We start from the raw sequence: 14,655 nt of genomic DNA, 5'->3' as shown, positions 1-14,655 counted from the left end.
TTTTGCCTAAAGTTCCGAGAACGGCACGTTCTTGTCGACGCGTATTTCCGGCGGAAGTCCAAGAATGCGCTCGCCGATGATCGTGCGCTGGATCTCGTCGGACCCGCCGGCGATGCGGTTGCCCGGCGCCGTAAGATACTCGTTGCGCCAGCGCGCGGTATCGTCGCCGGCGGCCGCCGACACGCCCGCCGCAGTCCCTGCCAGTTCCATCCCGAAGGCGCCCATCTCCTGCCGCAGCTTGCCCAGCAGCAGCTTTCCGATCGAGCCTTCCTCCCCCGGTGCCTCGCCGCGCGAAAGCGACGTCATGACCCGGTAGGACGTGAATTCGAGTCCGCGTTGCCGCGCGATGAAATCAGCGACCCGCGCGCGCACTTCGCCGTCCTCGATGGCCGGGCGCCCGTTGCGTTCGACGCGGGCGGCAAGGTCGATCAGCTCCTCGGCGCGCGCGCCGCCGCTGGCGCGACCGACCGAGATGCTGAACCGTTCGTTCATCAGCGTCGTCAGCGCCACCTTCCAGCCTTCGGATTCGCCGCCCAGACGGGCGCTGTCCGGCACGCGCAGGTCGTCGATGAATACCTCGTTGAAGCTGGCCCCGCCCGAGATCTGGCGGATCGGGCGCGTTTCGATGGCCGGGTCGGACATGTCCACGAGGAACATGGTCATCCCCTTGTGTTTGGGCACCGACGGGTCGGTGCGTGCCAGAAGGATGCCGTGGCTGGAATAATGCGCCCCCGAGGTCCAGACTTTCTGGCCGGAAATCACCCAGTCGCCGCCATCGCGCCGCGCGCGGGTCCGTATGCCGGCCAGGTCAGAGCCGGCGGCGGGTTCGGAAAACAACTGGCACCAGATGTCCTCGCCGGTCAGGGCGCGCGGCAGAACCGCGGTTTTCTGATCCTCCGTGCCGTGGATCATGACCGTCGGCCCGACCAGCCCGATGCCGATCAGGAAGGCGTTGGGCGGAACGGCATAGCGCCCTTCCTCCTGGTTCCAGATCACCTGTTCGATCGGCGTGGCGTCGCGGCCCCCGAAGGCGCGCGGCCAGGTCAGTCCGGCCCAGCCCGCTTCGGCCTTGCGGGCCTGCCAGTCCCGCGCTCGCGCGACCTCGTCGGCGTCGCGGGCCATGAAGTGATCCTGAGCCTTCTCGCTGCCGTCCCTCAGGGTTGCGTTGGCGTCCAGCCATTCCCGCGCTTTTGCGCGAAAGGCGGCTTCTTCTGGGCTGTCGCTAAAATCCATGTGTCCGATTTCCCTGTCAGCTTCCCTTTCAGTTTGCGACCCTTGGGGCGCCGGCCAAATGCCCAAGCAGCCGTTCGCGCCACATGGCGGCCGGGCCGAGTTCTGCCTTCAACTGCCAGCCGCGCCGCAGGAAAAGATGCGGGTCGGCGGCCCATGTGAATCCGATTCCGCCATGAAGCTGGATCGATTCTTCGGTGGCGAATTGTACGGCATCGAGCGCCGTGAGGCGCGCGACGGCGGCGGCTTCAGGCAGTCGACCGCTGCCGCTCGCCAGCGCCCAGGCGCCGAAGAAGGCGTTGGATCGCGCCAGTTCGATCTTGGCGAACATGTCCGCGAGCCGGTGCTTGACCGCCTGAAAGCCGCCGATCGGACGCCCGAATGCGTGCCGCTCGCCGGCATAGGCGGTGGTCAGGGCAAGCACGCGCTCGGCAAGGCCGATCTGTTCGAAGGCGGCCAGCACCGCGGCGCCGTCCAGAAGACGCTTGATCGCCGCGGGGTCCGAGCCGGGCAGAAGTTCGACCGGCGTGTTGTCAAAAACGATCTCGGCCGCCGGGCGCGTGCGGTCGACCGGGTCGAGCGCACGCGTCGTCACACCCGACGCGGAGAGATCCGCGAGATAGAGACGCGGCGTGCCCTCTTCATCGGTCGCAGCGACAAGAGCGTGGGTCGCCTCGGCGCCGAAGGTGACCGGCGTTTTCTGTCCCGAAAGGCGATCCTGCGTCACTTTCGCCGATACGGTGTCAGGTGCGAGACCCCCGCCTTCGGCAAGCGCTGTCGCTATGATCGTGCGGCCTTCGGCGATGCCGGGCAGAAGCGATTTGCACTGGTCGTCCGTCCCGGCGGACTGAAGGGCCGGAACCGCCATACACAGGACCGGGATGCAAGGTACGGCGGCCAGACAGCGGCCGATTTCTTCGGCAAGGATGGCCAGTTCCACCGCGCCCACCCCCGAGCCACCCTCTTCTTCCGAAATGGCGAGGCCAAGCCAGCCGCCTTCGGCCAGTGCGGACCAGGTTGCCGTATCGAACCCTTCCCCGCTGTCGAGGCGGTTGTGCGCGACCTCCAGGGTGGCGTGATCGCCAAGCATCCGGGCCAGGGTTTCGCGTATGGTATCCTGCTCCTCGGTAAAACCGAAATTCATGCCTGAATAACTCCTTGCGGTTGTGGATGCCGAGTGCTTGTTGGCCGACGTTAGGTTGGCGGCCGGGCCCGACCAAACACTAACGGCCGGCGGTCGCACAAAACCACATATGTGCAATGTCGCATTGAGAACGGCGAAAAAGACCGACAAGCCGGATTCATCATGAATGTGCTTGATTCATGTCAGACCCGAAAAAATGGTCGCTTCGATTGATTGGCCTGGCTCTTGCACCTTAACCTTCCGAGAGCGGGGAATGTTCAGGTTGCGGGACTGGCGTGGCCGAGCCTTCGCAGAAGACGGGACTTAACAAGGGAACGAGCGGCATGGAAACTGTGGGCCTTGGATTTTGTTATGAAGATTTGCCGGTGGGGCGCAAGTTTCGGACCATCGGCCGCACCGTGACCGAAACAGACATCACGAATTTCGTCAGTGTCACCGGCATGCTCGAAGTGCTGTTCATCAACAGCGACTTCCGCGAAAAGGAATCCAACATGCCGGGCTTCGCCGCCCCCGGCTCCCTGGTCTATTGCTTCATGGAGGGTCTGCTGACCCAGTCCACGATGCAACACACGGGCTTTGCCTTTCTGGAAATGGAGCTGAAGGTTCTGGGACCCACGTTCGCGGGCGACACGATCCATTGCGAGGTCGAGGTGACCGAGTCGCGCCGCTCGAAAAGCCGGCCGAACCGCGGCCTGGTCCGGACCCGGAACAGGGTATTCAAACAGACCGGAGAGCAGGTGCTGGAATACACACCCCTGCGGATGATCAAGGCACGCACGACGGACAAAGAGCCGGGAGAGGCGTAAACCCGTCTCCGATACGATGCGGGAGTACGCCCCTGGCCGGAAATGGCTGGACTGCCGCCCCGGTTTTGCTAGCAACCGGGCGAAACGGGAGACGCAGATATGAAAACCGCGCAATCTGACGGAATTGGATCTGCCGGGCGTAAATCGGATGGGCCACGGTCGCTGAACCGCATCCTTGCGCTCTTCGATCTGGTGGCGCAAAGCGACCGGCGCATGACGCTCTCTGAACTCAGCGGCGCGCTAAATTGCCCCAAGAGCAGTTTGCTGGTGCTGCTGCGCCCTCTCACGGAAAAAGGTTACCTGATGCGCGAGAAGGACACCTATCTTCTCGGGCCGAGGATTTTTCAGTTCGCGCAGTCCATCCTGACCAACCACCCGTTCGAGTCGATCCTGCGCGGTGTGATGAGCGAGGTTGTCAAGCAGACGGGCGAGACGGTTCTCTATGCCGTCCGGGATGGTGATCGCGTTGTCTATTCATCGGTCATCGAAAGCGAGCAGCCCGTTCGGTACGTTGCCCAGACGGGTGTCGATCGGCCCCTTTTCTGTTCGGCATCGGGTCTTGTCATGCTGGCCTATGACACGCCCGAGAAGCTTGACGCGTATTTCGAACGGACGGAACTGACGCCGCTTACCGGCAATTCGATCACCGACGAAAATGCATTGCGGCGCATGATTTCAGAGATTCGCAAAACCGGCTACGCCAGAACGGTCGGCACCGCGCATGTAGACGCCGCAGGCTTCGGTGTGCCCGTGTTTCGGGCCGATGGGAGCCTGGCAGGAGCCCTGGTGATCGGCGCCCCTCTGGAACGCGCAGAGAGGAACCGGAAGCTTTGCGTCACAGCGGCCAAAGCGAGCGCCCAACAACTTTCGTTGGCGCTAGGCTATCGTCCAGGTCGGACCGGGATGGGCCTGAATTAGACGCGCCCCGCTCCGGCTGGCCGAGCCCCCCGTTACCTCAGTCCCAGTCCGCGCGCGATGATGCCGCGCAGGATCTCGCGGGTGCCCCCCCGGAGCGAGAACGACGGTACCGCGAGTTCCGTATAGGCCAGCACTGCTGCATAGCTGTCGCGTCCTCCGGGCACGGCCGGGCGGGACAAGAGGCTGCGGGCCAGGCGCGGAATGTCCTGTTCATAGAGCGCACCGAGATCCTTGACGATGGCGGCCTGAAGCGCTGGGTTCTTGCCCTCGTTCAGCATCCCGGCCACCGACCGCGACATTTGCCGCAGCACCATCAGATGTGCGGACAGGCGGCCGATCTCGGCCTGTTGCGCCTCGGTGGCGTCTTTGCGCAGCAAACGGATAAGTTCTTCGATCAGGGCGAAGGACGACAGGAACCGTTCCGGTCCGCTGCGTTCGAAGGCCAGTTCGCTCATGACCTGCGACCACCCCTCGCCCTGTTCGCCCAGAAGCGCATCGGATGGCAGGAAGGTGTTGTCGAAGACAACCTGGTTGAAATGATGTTCGCCGCCCAGGTCGATGATCGGGCTGATCTGGATGTTCTCGGTGGCCTTGAGATCGATCAGAAACTGGCTCATCCCGCCGTGGCGGTCGTCGCTCTTGCCAGTGCGGCAGAACAGGATCATGTAATCGGCCACATGCGCATAGGTCGTCCAGACCTTTGTGCCGTTGACGCGGAAACCGCCCTCGACCTCGGTGGCGACGGTGCGCGTGGCCGCAAGGTCCGAGCCGGAATCCGGTTCGCTCATCCCGATGCAGAAACAGAGCTCGCCCGCGGCGATGCGCGGCACGATCGCGCGTTTCTGATCTTCGGTGCCCTTGGCAAGTATCAGCGGGCCGCTCTGACGATCGGCGATCCAGTGCGAAATTACCGGCGCACCGGCAGCCAGCAGTTCTTCGGACACGACATAGCGTTCCAGTGCGCTGCGCGCGTGACCGCCGTATTCTTTGGGAAAAGTCATGCCGACCCAGCCGCGCTGCGCCAGCTTGCGTGAAAAGTCACGGCTGAACCCATTCCACGACTCGGCGCGTTTTTCGGGCGGGAAATCGGCCAACTCTTCGGCTAGAAATCCACGGACCTCTTGCCGCAGATCGTCATAGTCGGCGCCGGGCGGGGGTGAAGGAAACGCGGTGAGTGTCATGCCGTTGCGCCTTGTGCTGTGCTGTCAGTGATGAAATGCCAGAAGGTGTCGTGGGGGCTCGACAGTGCGGCCCGTCCCAGTTCCTGTGTCCAGTCCAGTTCGGTGCCGAACTCGTCGCGCCAGCTCCAGATCCGTTTGGTGAAATGGTGCAGCGCATGTTCCTCGGTATAGCCGATGGCCCCATGAACCTGATGAGCCAGCGCACCGACCGTTTCCACAGCTTCTCCGGCGCGGCTTTTGGCGGCGGCAACGGTCAGCGCAAAGGCGGCTGTGTCATAGCTGTCGGCCGCCATTTCGGCGGCAGTGCGCGAAGCGGCGGTTTCTCCGGCCATCGTTGCGAGGTATTGCTGAATCGCCTGAAACTTGCCGATCGGCCGTCCGAACTGGACCCGGTCGTTGGCGTATTCGACACTCATCTTCAGGATGGTTTCCATCGCACCGGCGGTGGCCAGGCTGCGGACAAGCGCACCCAGCCCGCGCATCCCGCCCATCGACCCGGGCAAGGCGGTGGCATTGGCCCCGGGCAGGTCGAGATCGACCGCGACATCGTCGCGCGGCATCCCGGCAAGATCCTGCGCCGGGGTGACGGTCAGATCCTTCACCGGAAGGGACAATACGTGATCGGCGCCATCCAGCGCGGCAATGGTCACGATCCGGTCCGCCCAGCGGGCAAAAGGCACCAGCGTCAGGTGTCCGCTTGCATGCACGGCACCGCCGCGCCGTTCCAGTTGCAGCACCTCGCCCTCAGCAATGGTCAGCCTGCCGCCGGACAGGGCCAGACCCGCGCGCGCCAGAACCGCATTTGCGATCAGGGTTTCGGCGAGCGGCAGGGGCAGGCCATGCGCCCCGGCAATGCGCACAAGCCCGAGCGCCTCGGCGGCGGGCACGCCGAAGCCGCCGGCCTCTTCGGGCACCAGCGCCATGTGCAACCCGGCCTCTTCGATCCGCGTCCAGAGGGCCTCGGGGCATTGTCCGGCGGCGGCGTCCTCGCGCAGGCCGTGGCTGACATGGTCGCGGAAAAGCCGCTCTGCCATGTCGAAGATCATCGACTCCATCAGGTGGTCCTTTCAGACAGTGCTTGGTTGGCGGTTGAAGTACCGTGTTCTGGTGTGTTGTGACGGGCGTGAAGTGATTGGCCGTCGGTTTCAATCGAAGCGCGCAGCGGCGGCAGATGCAGCCGTGTGCGCAGATCCTGACGAAACGCACCGGCGGCGGGCGGCGTGCCACCGTCCCGGCGGTATTTCTCAAGACAATCGGCGATCTTGTCACCGATCTCGGCTGGCGTCGCCGGGTCCGAGGGCGATCCGGGATGTGCCGCGACCGAGGTTTCGGCCAGGGTTTCGTTGCCTCTGCGCAGGCGGACATGGACCGCCCCATGGTCCACGCCGACGCGATCCTGCCCCGCGTCCGGTTCGGTTTCGATGGTCACCATGTCCATCAAGCGACGGATCTCGGCCCGGTGGGGGCTGTCGCCCTCGAAATCCGCGAGTCCGACCTGACCCTGATGCAGGGCGGCGCACAGGGTATAGGCGGCACAGAACTTGGCTTCCATTCCGTCCTTGGGATTGGTGACATGCAGGGGCACCATGACGCCCTTGGGCACTGTCATTTCGATCACCGAGTCCCCGGGCACCGCGTCGCCGCCGCGTTCGGTGTATAGATGCCGCCCTGCGGCAATCATCCTGTGCGTGAGATAGCAGCACGGATAAAGCTTGCGCGACAAGCTGCCCAGATCGATCTTTGGCACCACTTCCGCAGGGTCGGTCGCAAGCCCGTCCGGACCGGCATAAAGATCGAAGAAGCCGCGCCGCGAAAAGATGTCGGGGGCGCCGGTGATCCCGGCTTCGGCCATGCGGGCGGCGCGCACTCCGACAAGGGCGGCGTTGCCGGCCTGGATCGGTTTTGCCATCGCGCCGAAATTGATCTGCAATCCGCCGGCCAGCGACGCGGCCAGCGACAGGGCGTTTCCGATGGCCTCGTCGTCAAGGTCAAGCTGATGCGCGACCGCTGCCGCCGCGGCCACGGCCCCGATCGTCGATGTGGCATGCCAGCCCTTGTCGTAGTGACCAAAGCCCAGAACCTGTCCCAGCGCGACATTGACGGCCGTTCCCACAGCAAGCGCGGGGGCGACACGGGCGGCCGTCTCGGGCCGCGCGTCTGCCATGGCCAGCAGCGCCGGCACGAAGATCACACTGGGGTGCGTGACGCTGAGCGTGTGGACATCGTCGAAGTCCAGCGCGTGACCGGCCACGGCGTTGAGGAACGCGGCCCGCGCTACGCCGCCCTTTCCGACTGCGCCCGCCGGCGCGGCCGCTCCGTCCCCGTCAAGTGCCGCCAGTCGGCGGACCACCGGCTCATGCCACCCGCCATAGATGACGGCCACCGTATCCTCCACGCAAAGCGCGGCCTGCTCTGCATTTGCCGCGTCCAGCCGATGTGGCACGGCGATGAACCGCGTCAGACGGCGGGTGAAATCACTGGTCATGTCCTGATCCTCTCTGGTATTGCACTTTGCCTCATGTCGGGAGGTGCTATCAATTCGGGTGACCACCTGTTTGCACATATGTGTTGAAGAAGGATATTGGCGTTGTGATTCCCGCTGATCTGCGGCAGCCTAGTTGCAAACCTTCATCTGAATCCCTTGGAGATCGGGCGCCGGGCGTGTCAGAAAAGCCGCGAGAAGAAGTGCGAGCGTGGCTGGGGTGCCGGTGTGAATGGTCTGGAAGGCAAGGGCGCGAACGCGACAAGGCATTGCACCACGCCGTTTCCGTCAGACTTTCGTTTCGCAAAGATTCGCGACCGAGGCCGTCGGCCGCGTCAGGCAGTCGCTCTCGCCGTTCCCGCGCTGGCGATATGAGCGCGTTGCGTGCCGCACGGGATGAACCCGGAATCGGCGACATCGTTGTCCGACCGGCGTGTCTGACGCGGTCGGATCTGCCGACGCTTTGCGGGCAGGCCACACGGCTTAGGAAAAGCGGGGGCAGATGTCGTTCATTGACGTTCTGAACCGGCCCGCCGTGCGCAACCCGATTGCCACTGTCTGTCTGATGATCTGTCTTGGCGGTGGCATCGCGCAGGGTGTCTTTCCCGCCAGCGGCGTGTCGATCGCGGCCGTGCCGTTTTTTGGCGTCTATCTCGTGATCGCGTTCCGCAACATTGCCCGCGTCGGATGGGTGCTGCTTTTCTTCTCGTTCGCGATTGCCGTTCTGGCGCTGGCCGATGGTATCGAAACGCGCATTTTCGCCGAGGCGGCGGGGCGTGTCGTTTTCCTGTCCGCGCTGCTGACGGCTGTCGCTTTCTTGCGCATCGCGGCCACGCAGGACCCGGTGGTAGAGGTCGCCGGAGAATACCTGACCCTGCAGCCGCCGACCCGCCGCTACGCCTCTCTGGGTGCAGGGGGCCACCTGTTCGGCGTGCTTCTTAACCTCGGCGGATTGGGCGTGATGCTGGAAGTCATCATGAAAGGGCTGGCGGCCCACCGCCATGAGATGGACGATTTCGTGTTCGAGGCGCGTAAGCGCAGGATGGTGAGCGCCTGTATGCGGGGGTTTTCCTCGATCGCGTTCTGGACGCCGTTCGGGATCGCCCTCAATCTGATGATCCTCACGATTCCGGGGCTCGAATGGGCGCATCTGGCCCCTTACGGGATCGCGCTGGCCGGGGTCCTTTTTCTTCTCGGATGGCTGTTCGACACGGTGGAATGGTGGCGCCCCCCCTCGGCGCGCGGACGTGCGCCGGCCCTGGCCGGAGATTTGCCGGGCTGGGCCCATTGGTCGGCCCTGATCGTTACCGGCCATGTCCTTGTGCTGGGGGGTGCCGTGGTGGCGCTGGACAGGGCGACTGAATACAGTTTCCAGACCGTCCTGATCACCATCGTTCCGATCTATGCGCTTTTCTGGTCGGGTCTGAGGCAGGGCATCGGAAGTTTTCGAGTCATGTCGCGCCGGTTCGTGACCCAGGCGCCGGGATTCGCAACCGAGATGAGCGTTATCGCTTCGGCGGGGTTCATCGGCCTCGTCGCGCTGGAAGTGGTCCCGGTCGAATGGATTGCCGACCACTTCGGCTGGATTGCCACGCGGCCTGTCCTGACCGTAGTGCTGTTGATCATTACGGTGTTCCTGACGGGTCTGCTGGGCGTGCACCCGATGATCTCGGTCGTCCTGCTGGCGGAAGTGGTCAACCGCATCGGTGTGGATGGTCTGTCGCCGCTCGCTCTGGGTCTTGCACTGGCTGGCGGCTGGAGCAGCATCATCTGCATGGGGCCTGCGATCACAGCCGTCGTTTATGCCTCTTCCATCGTCGGGGAACGGCCAACGACAATCGGTCTGCGCTGGAACGGGTTCTTCGGTCTCGTCAGCATCCTCGTGATCACTTTCATCGTTGGCGGCGGTGTTGCTACCGGGCTGCTCTGATTTCCTGATCCTGTCCCCGGCGCAGCCAATCGCACATATGTGTTCGATCATGCCTGTCACATGGCGGAGGGTGCTGGATTGCGTGCGTTCCAGTACAGTTGTTCTGCGCAAATTCCCCGGCGGTCTGCCAGGGATACAGAAGCATCGGAGCCACGACCCAAACGATGGACGGACAAACGAAACCCACGCGTCGCCGCAAGGTCATTGGGCTGCAGGACGCAGCGCGTCTGGCCCGGGACGCTTTGCAGGAACGTCCTGAATTATGCCTTGGCGGGCTGTTCAAGCAGGGCCGGCCGGTCGCATTGGTGCGCGGGTTGCTGGCTGCGGGCGCAAAGGACCTGCATGTCTATTCCTCGCCCGGCGCGGGCTATGACGTCGATCTGATGATCGCGACAGGCGCGGTCGAGCAGGTGTTCATTCCCGGCGTCACGCTGGAGAACCGGCTTTGCCCCAATTTCCGCAGCGCGGTTGAGGCAGGGCAGGTGACTGCCCACGCGCTTGACGCGTTGACCGTGGTGGGCGGGCTGATGGCCTCGGCCCATGGTGTTCCGTTTCAGCCGATCGACGCGTTGCGCGGGTCGGACGTGTTGAAGCACAATCCGCTGATCCGCGAAATCGACTGCCCCTTTTCGGGACGCCGCATCCACGCCGTCGGGCCGATCCGGCCCCGCGTCACGTTCCTGCACGCGCAAGAGGCCGACCGCTGGGGAAACCTGCGCCATCTCAGCACCATGGTCTATGCCGATCAGCTGATGGCGCGCGCCTCGGACATGGTCATTGCCAGCGTGGACAGGATCGTGCCGGACGAGGTGATCCTTGACGATCCGTCGCGGGTCACGGTGCCGTCCCACTATGTCGATGCCGTGGTCGAGGTGCCTTACGGCGCGCATCCCACCGCGAGCTTCCCCCATTACGCGATGGACGAGGATCATATCGACGCCTACGCCGATCTGGGCGACGCCGCCCGTACCGGCGACCGCGCAGGACTGGACGACTACATCGCGCGTCATGTGACGCGGCCGAAAAGCCAGGGTGACTATATTGAAGCGGTCGGCGGCGCCGAATATTTCGCCCGGCTCGAAGCGGAGACACGGAAGAAATGAGCGCGGCGGTTTCCCCCCTTGAGCAAATGGTTGTCGTGCTGGCCCGCGACCTGGCCGATGGCGAGCTGGGCGCGGCGGGTGCTGCTGCATTGGTCCCGATGGCGGCGATCGCTCTGGCGCGTGAACTGCACGCACCGAACCTGACAGTCGGCGGAGAGATGTTCTTCAATCCGCTGCCGGGGCATCTTTATCCGTCCATGCTGGATGACCGTGCCTTGGGCCGGTGTGAGGCCGCCGAAACCTTCATCGAGCTTTTCGGCCACAGTCATCACGGCCTGGACTTCTTCTTTCACAGCGGGTTGCAGCACGATTCCTACGGCAATATCAACCTGCATCACGTCGGTGGCACGCTCGACGCGCCCGGGATGCGCGGGCCGGGGGCGGCCAACCTGTCCTACTGCCACACCTCCACGCGATTCTATGTCTGCCCCACGGTTCATACTACGCGAAATTTTGTCGAGAAAGTGGACTTCATCACCATACCGGGCCACCTTTCCGGGCCCGAGGCGAAACGCGCCGCCGGCCTGAAAAAGGAAGGACCGCGGTTCGTGGTGACACCACGCGCTGTCATGGATTTCGACAAGACGACGCTGCGAATGCGACTGAAATCGGTGCATGCGGGAAATACGTCCGAAGAGGTCCAGCGTCATACGGGGTTCGATCTGGCGATCAGAGGCGAGGTGCCGCAAACGCGGCCACCAACGGAGGAAGAATTGCGCGTTCTGAGAGAGCGGATCGATACATCGGGGGCCCTGCGTGCTTAAGCGACCGGGCTGACGTTACTTTAAAGGCAAAAACGGGAGGATAAAATGATCAAACGCAAGTTGACCGGATACCGGGCGGCGGTGGGTGCTATCGCGGCCATGGGCGCGATGGCCCTTGGCGGCGCGGCATCTGCCAAGGATCTCACGATGGGCACGACCAGCCCGACGTCGAGCCATTTCACCATTTCGGTTGCGATGAGCAAGGCGATCGAGACCGGCATGGAAGGCTCCAATGTCAGCGTGATCGAAACCGGGGCCAGCGTGGACAATGTGCTGCGGCTGGCGCGCGACGAGATCGACCTTGGGCTTGCCACCACCGACATTCTGATCTCCGCCAGAAACGGGACCGGCAAGTTCGAAGGTAACGCAATCCCAGATACGGTTGCGCTTTATCCTTACAGCGCCTCGATCCTGCTGATCGCGGTCACCGAAGAGTCTGGTGTGACGACGCTGGACGAACTGGACGGAAAGAAGTTCAATCCCGGCATCCGCGGATCGGCGGCCGAGACGTTGACGACCGGTATCCTGTCCATGTTCGATATCAACGCGGACCTGGTGCATGGCGCCGTTGGCGACGCGGTGGAAGGCATCAAGAACCGCCAGATCATCGGTTATAGCAAATACGGTGCCGCAAACTCTGTCGATGCGACCCTGCATGAGCTGATGACAAGCACCGAGATGCGGTTGATCGGCTTCTCCGACGAGCAGGAGAAAGCGGCGACGGAAGCCATGGAGGGCGTCGGTTTCACAACCCTCCCCGCAGGGCTTATTCCGGGATCCGAGGAGATGCGGGTGCCTAAGCTCAACGTCTTCTTCCTGACCCGCACCGGCGTCATGGACGACGACACAGCCTATGACATCGCCCGCAGCATCCACCAGAACATGGGCCTGCTGGTCGAAGCCTGGCCGCAGCTTGCAGATTACGACATCGCCGCCGATGCCGTCGCCACAATCGAGACCGGTATACCCTATCATCCAGGTGCGGAACGTTACTGGAGAGAGGCGGCCGGAAGCTGATCGGAATCGCGGGCCGTCACGACGGCGGCCAAAGGCTGATCCAGACGGGGTGCTGCGGGCACCCCGCCGTTACCGCTCTCGGAGAGAACATGACGCAAACATCGACCGCAATACCCAATTGGGAACGGCGCGGAGGGCAGGCGCTTGGAGTATTGTTGGCGGCATTCGTCGCTCTGCATTTCTACAATGCCTTATTCGGGCAGTTCGAACCGCTGGTTCAGCGGCCGATCTTTATCGGTTTCGGTATCGGCGGCGCGTTCTTTCTTTATGCGGCACGCGCCTCGCGGACCGGTGCGCGAAGCGGGATTGAACGGGCTGTGGACATCATGCTGGGACTACTGGCGTTCGCGGTTTGCCTCTACGTGATCCTGAACCGGGATCGCTTTTCGGATATCATGGTGCGCTATGGGCCGATCGACAAGGCGGCAGGTCTGATAGCTGTCCTGCTGACCCTCGAGGCCGCGCGCCGGGTGATCGGATGGTTCCTGCCGCTGCTGGCCCTTTGCACCGTGATCTATTTCTATTTCGGCTATGACCTGATCGACGGCGCCTGGCGCCCGCCGCGCGTTTCGGCACGTACCGCTGTCGAGACATTTTACAGCTCGACCACCGGCCTGTTCGGCTACCTTGCGGATATCGGGGCACGGGTCATCGTGATCTATGTGCTTCTGGGGGCGCTCCTGCTGTCGACCGGGGCAACGGATGCTTTCATGAAAATGGCAACGTGGATCGCCGGTCGAACGTATGGCGGCCCGGCAAAGGTCTGTGCCCTGTCTTCGGCGATGTTCGGGACGGTGACCGGTTCGGCAGTGGCCAACGTCATGGCGACCGGCTCGATCACCATTCCCACGATGAAGCGGCTGCGCTATCCACCGGCCTTTGCCGGGGCGGTCGAGGCCGTTGCCTCCTCCGCCGGCCAGCTTACGCCGCCGGTGATGGGGGCAGCGGCCTTCATCATGGCTGAGTTCCTGAACATTCCCTATACCGACATTGTCGTTGCGGCGATCGGTCCGGCATTTCTCTACTACCTGGCGGTATGGTTTGGGGTGGATCTCTATGCGCGTCGCACAGGGTTACAACCGACACCGAGGAGCGAAATGCCCGAACCGGCGGAATTCCTCGCACCGGACAAGTCAATCCCCTTGTTTCTTCCCATCGCGGCGATGGTCTACTTCCTGTTCAACGGCTACACGCCGAGCTTTGCAGGTGCCGGTGCTATTATCATACTGGTTTTGGCCTGTATGGTGGTGCGCCCGTTCGCGCGTGACGGAAGAGGGCAGGGCGTGCTGGCCTCTTGGGCCAAGCTGGCGCGCGACCTCTATGAGGGGATGATCGAAGCAGGGCGGGCGTTGGTGATGATCGCCGCGCTGCTAGCCTGCGCCGCCATCGTCGTCAAGGTTCTGACGGCGACGGGTGCCGGGGTCAAAGTCTCGAACCTGTTGTTCTCTGTGTCCGGTCAGGGGCTGATCTTGGCCCTTTTGCTAGCGGCGGTGCTGGCGATCTTGCTGGGTATGGACGTGCCGACGACGGCCTCCTATGTGCTGGCTGCGGCGATCGCCGCGCCGAGTCTCGTACGGCTTGGCCTGCCCGAACTGACGGCTCATCTTTTCGTCTTCTACTATGCGATCCTATCGGCCATCACGCCACCGGTCTGTGCCAGTGTCTATGCCGCCGCCGCCCTGGCAGGGGCCAATTTCTGGCGGGTGGCGGGTCGCGCGCTGATGTTGGCCGGAGCGATCTATGTGGTGCCGTTTCTCTTTGTGTTCCGGCCGGGTATACTGGCCCAGGGCGGCACGGTGCAAATCCTACTGGATATGGGCGTGGCCTGCGCCGCGGTTTTTGCCGTCAGCGTCGGCACAAGCGGCTGGTTTCGTGGAAAGGTGCCGGTCATCGGCCGGTTGCTGTTCCTGTCGGCTGCCGGCTTGCTGTTTTACGCCGCGCCTGCGGCCGACATCGTTGGTGGGCTGGCGCTGGCCGGGCTCTTAGCGTGGCGGTTTTTGCGCGGAGCACCGCAGCCCGGCCGCGCCGGGTGACCTCCGAAAAGCGAAGAGCCACCGCAGACAACCTCTGCGACGGCTCT

The 14,655-nt window shown here is 63.5% G+C and carries 12 protein-coding genes; 7 read left to right on the top strand and 5 right to left on the bottom strand.

Translation table 11 applies throughout. The features are described 5' to 3' along the window. Nucleotides 1-6: 6 nt before the first annotated feature. Nucleotides 7-1,233 carry an acyl-CoA dehydrogenase family protein gene (locus tag RIdsm_RS27465; RefSeq protein ID WP_057817184.1) on the bottom strand — a complete coding sequence of 409 codons (1,227 nt, stop codon included), beginning with the start codon at nucleotides 1,231-1,233 and terminating at the stop codon, nucleotides 7-9. 28 nt (nucleotides 1,234-1,261) lie between these two features. Further along, the gene (locus RIdsm_RS27460; RefSeq protein ID WP_236553316.1) at nucleotides 1,262-2,524 is read right to left on the bottom strand and encodes an acyl-CoA dehydrogenase family protein; all 1,263 of its coding nucleotides are present in this window, start codon (nucleotides 2,522-2,524) and stop codon (nucleotides 1,262-1,264) included. A gap of 173 nt (nucleotides 2,525-2,697) precedes the next feature. Between RIdsm_RS27460 and RIdsm_RS27455 the strand changes: the two genes are divergently transcribed. Both RIdsm_RS27455 and RIdsm_RS27450 read left to right on the top strand, forming a co-directional pair. After that, the gene (locus RIdsm_RS27455; RefSeq protein ID WP_057817180.1) at nucleotides 2,698-3,180 is read left to right on the top strand and encodes a MaoC family dehydratase; all 483 of its coding nucleotides are present in this window, start codon (nucleotides 2,698-2,700) and stop codon (nucleotides 3,178-3,180) included. 99 nt (nucleotides 3,181-3,279) lie between these two features. Then, nucleotides 3,280-4,098 (top strand): IclR family transcriptional regulator, encoded by an 819-nt coding sequence (locus tag RIdsm_RS27450; RefSeq protein ID WP_057817178.1) that lies wholly within the window; start codon nucleotides 3,280-3,282, stop codon nucleotides 4,096-4,098. A 32-nt stretch (nucleotides 4,099-4,130) separates the two neighbouring features. On the opposite strand, the gene RIdsm_RS27445 is transcribed toward RIdsm_RS27450, so the two are convergent. The 3 genes from RIdsm_RS27445 to RIdsm_RS27435 are packed head-to-tail and all read right to left on the bottom strand — an operon-like array spanning nucleotide 4,131 to nucleotide 7,842. Further along, on the bottom strand, nucleotides 4,131-5,279 hold the full coding sequence (locus RIdsm_RS27445; protein WP_057817176.1) for an acyl-CoA dehydrogenase family protein: 1,149 nt from the start codon (nucleotides 5,277-5,279) through the stop codon (nucleotides 4,131-4,133). Next, complete coding sequence (locus RIdsm_RS27440; RefSeq protein WP_057817174.1) at nucleotides 5,276-6,334, bottom strand: acyl-CoA dehydrogenase family protein; 1,059 nt, start codon at nucleotides 6,332-6,334, stop codon at nucleotides 5,276-5,278. The genes RIdsm_RS27445 and RIdsm_RS27440 overlap by 4 nt, the downstream gene beginning before the upstream one ends. Then, the gene (locus tag RIdsm_RS27435) at nucleotides 6,334-7,842 is read right to left on the bottom strand and encodes an MmgE/PrpD family protein (RefSeq protein WP_236553307.1); all 1,509 of its coding nucleotides are present in this window, start codon (nucleotides 7,840-7,842) and stop codon (nucleotides 6,334-6,336) included. Before RIdsm_RS27435 ends, RIdsm_RS27440 begins: the two co-directional genes overlap by 1 nt. A 484-nt stretch (nucleotides 7,843-8,326) precedes the next feature. Here RIdsm_RS27435 and RIdsm_RS27430 point away from each other — a divergent pair, with 484 nt between their 5' ends. From RIdsm_RS27430 to RIdsm_RS27410, 5 genes are all read left to right on the top strand, one after another. Next, nucleotides 8,327-9,691, top strand: a complete 1,365-nt coding sequence (locus RIdsm_RS27430) for a hypothetical protein (RefSeq protein WP_236553301.1) — start codon at nucleotides 8,327-8,329, stop codon at nucleotides 9,689-9,691. Nucleotides 9,692-9,855: 164 nt separating this feature from the next. Continuing rightward, the gene (locus RIdsm_RS27425; RefSeq protein ID WP_057817167.1) at nucleotides 9,856-10,794 is read left to right on the top strand and encodes a CoA transferase subunit A; all 939 of its coding nucleotides are present in this window, start codon (nucleotides 9,856-9,858) and stop codon (nucleotides 10,792-10,794) included. Then, nucleotides 10,791-11,558, top strand: coding sequence for a CoA-transferase (locus tag RIdsm_RS27420; RefSeq protein ID WP_057817165.1), 768 nt, complete (start codon nucleotides 10,791-10,793; stop codon nucleotides 11,556-11,558). Before RIdsm_RS27425 ends, RIdsm_RS27420 begins: the two co-directional genes overlap by 4 nt. A gap of 45 nt (nucleotides 11,559-11,603) precedes the next feature. Beyond that, nucleotides 11,604-12,575 carry a TAXI family TRAP transporter solute-binding subunit gene (locus tag RIdsm_RS27415; RefSeq protein WP_057817163.1) on the top strand — a complete coding sequence of 324 codons (972 nt, stop codon included), beginning with the start codon at nucleotides 11,604-11,606 and terminating at the stop codon, nucleotides 12,573-12,575. Between the two features lie 89 nt (nucleotides 12,576-12,664). Beyond that, the gene (locus tag RIdsm_RS27410; protein ID WP_236553295.1) at nucleotides 12,665-14,608 is read left to right on the top strand and encodes a TRAP transporter permease; all 1,944 of its coding nucleotides are present in this window, start codon (nucleotides 12,665-12,667) and stop codon (nucleotides 14,606-14,608) included. Nucleotides 14,609-14,655 lie beyond the last annotated feature (47 nt).

This window comes from Roseovarius indicus (assembly GCF_008728195.1).
Taxonomy (GTDB): domain Bacteria; phylum Pseudomonadota; class Alphaproteobacteria; order Rhodobacterales; family Rhodobacteraceae; genus Roseovarius; species Roseovarius indicus.
Note: the sequence above shows the minus strand (reverse complement) of the source record. Positions and strands in the feature narration are given on the sequence as shown.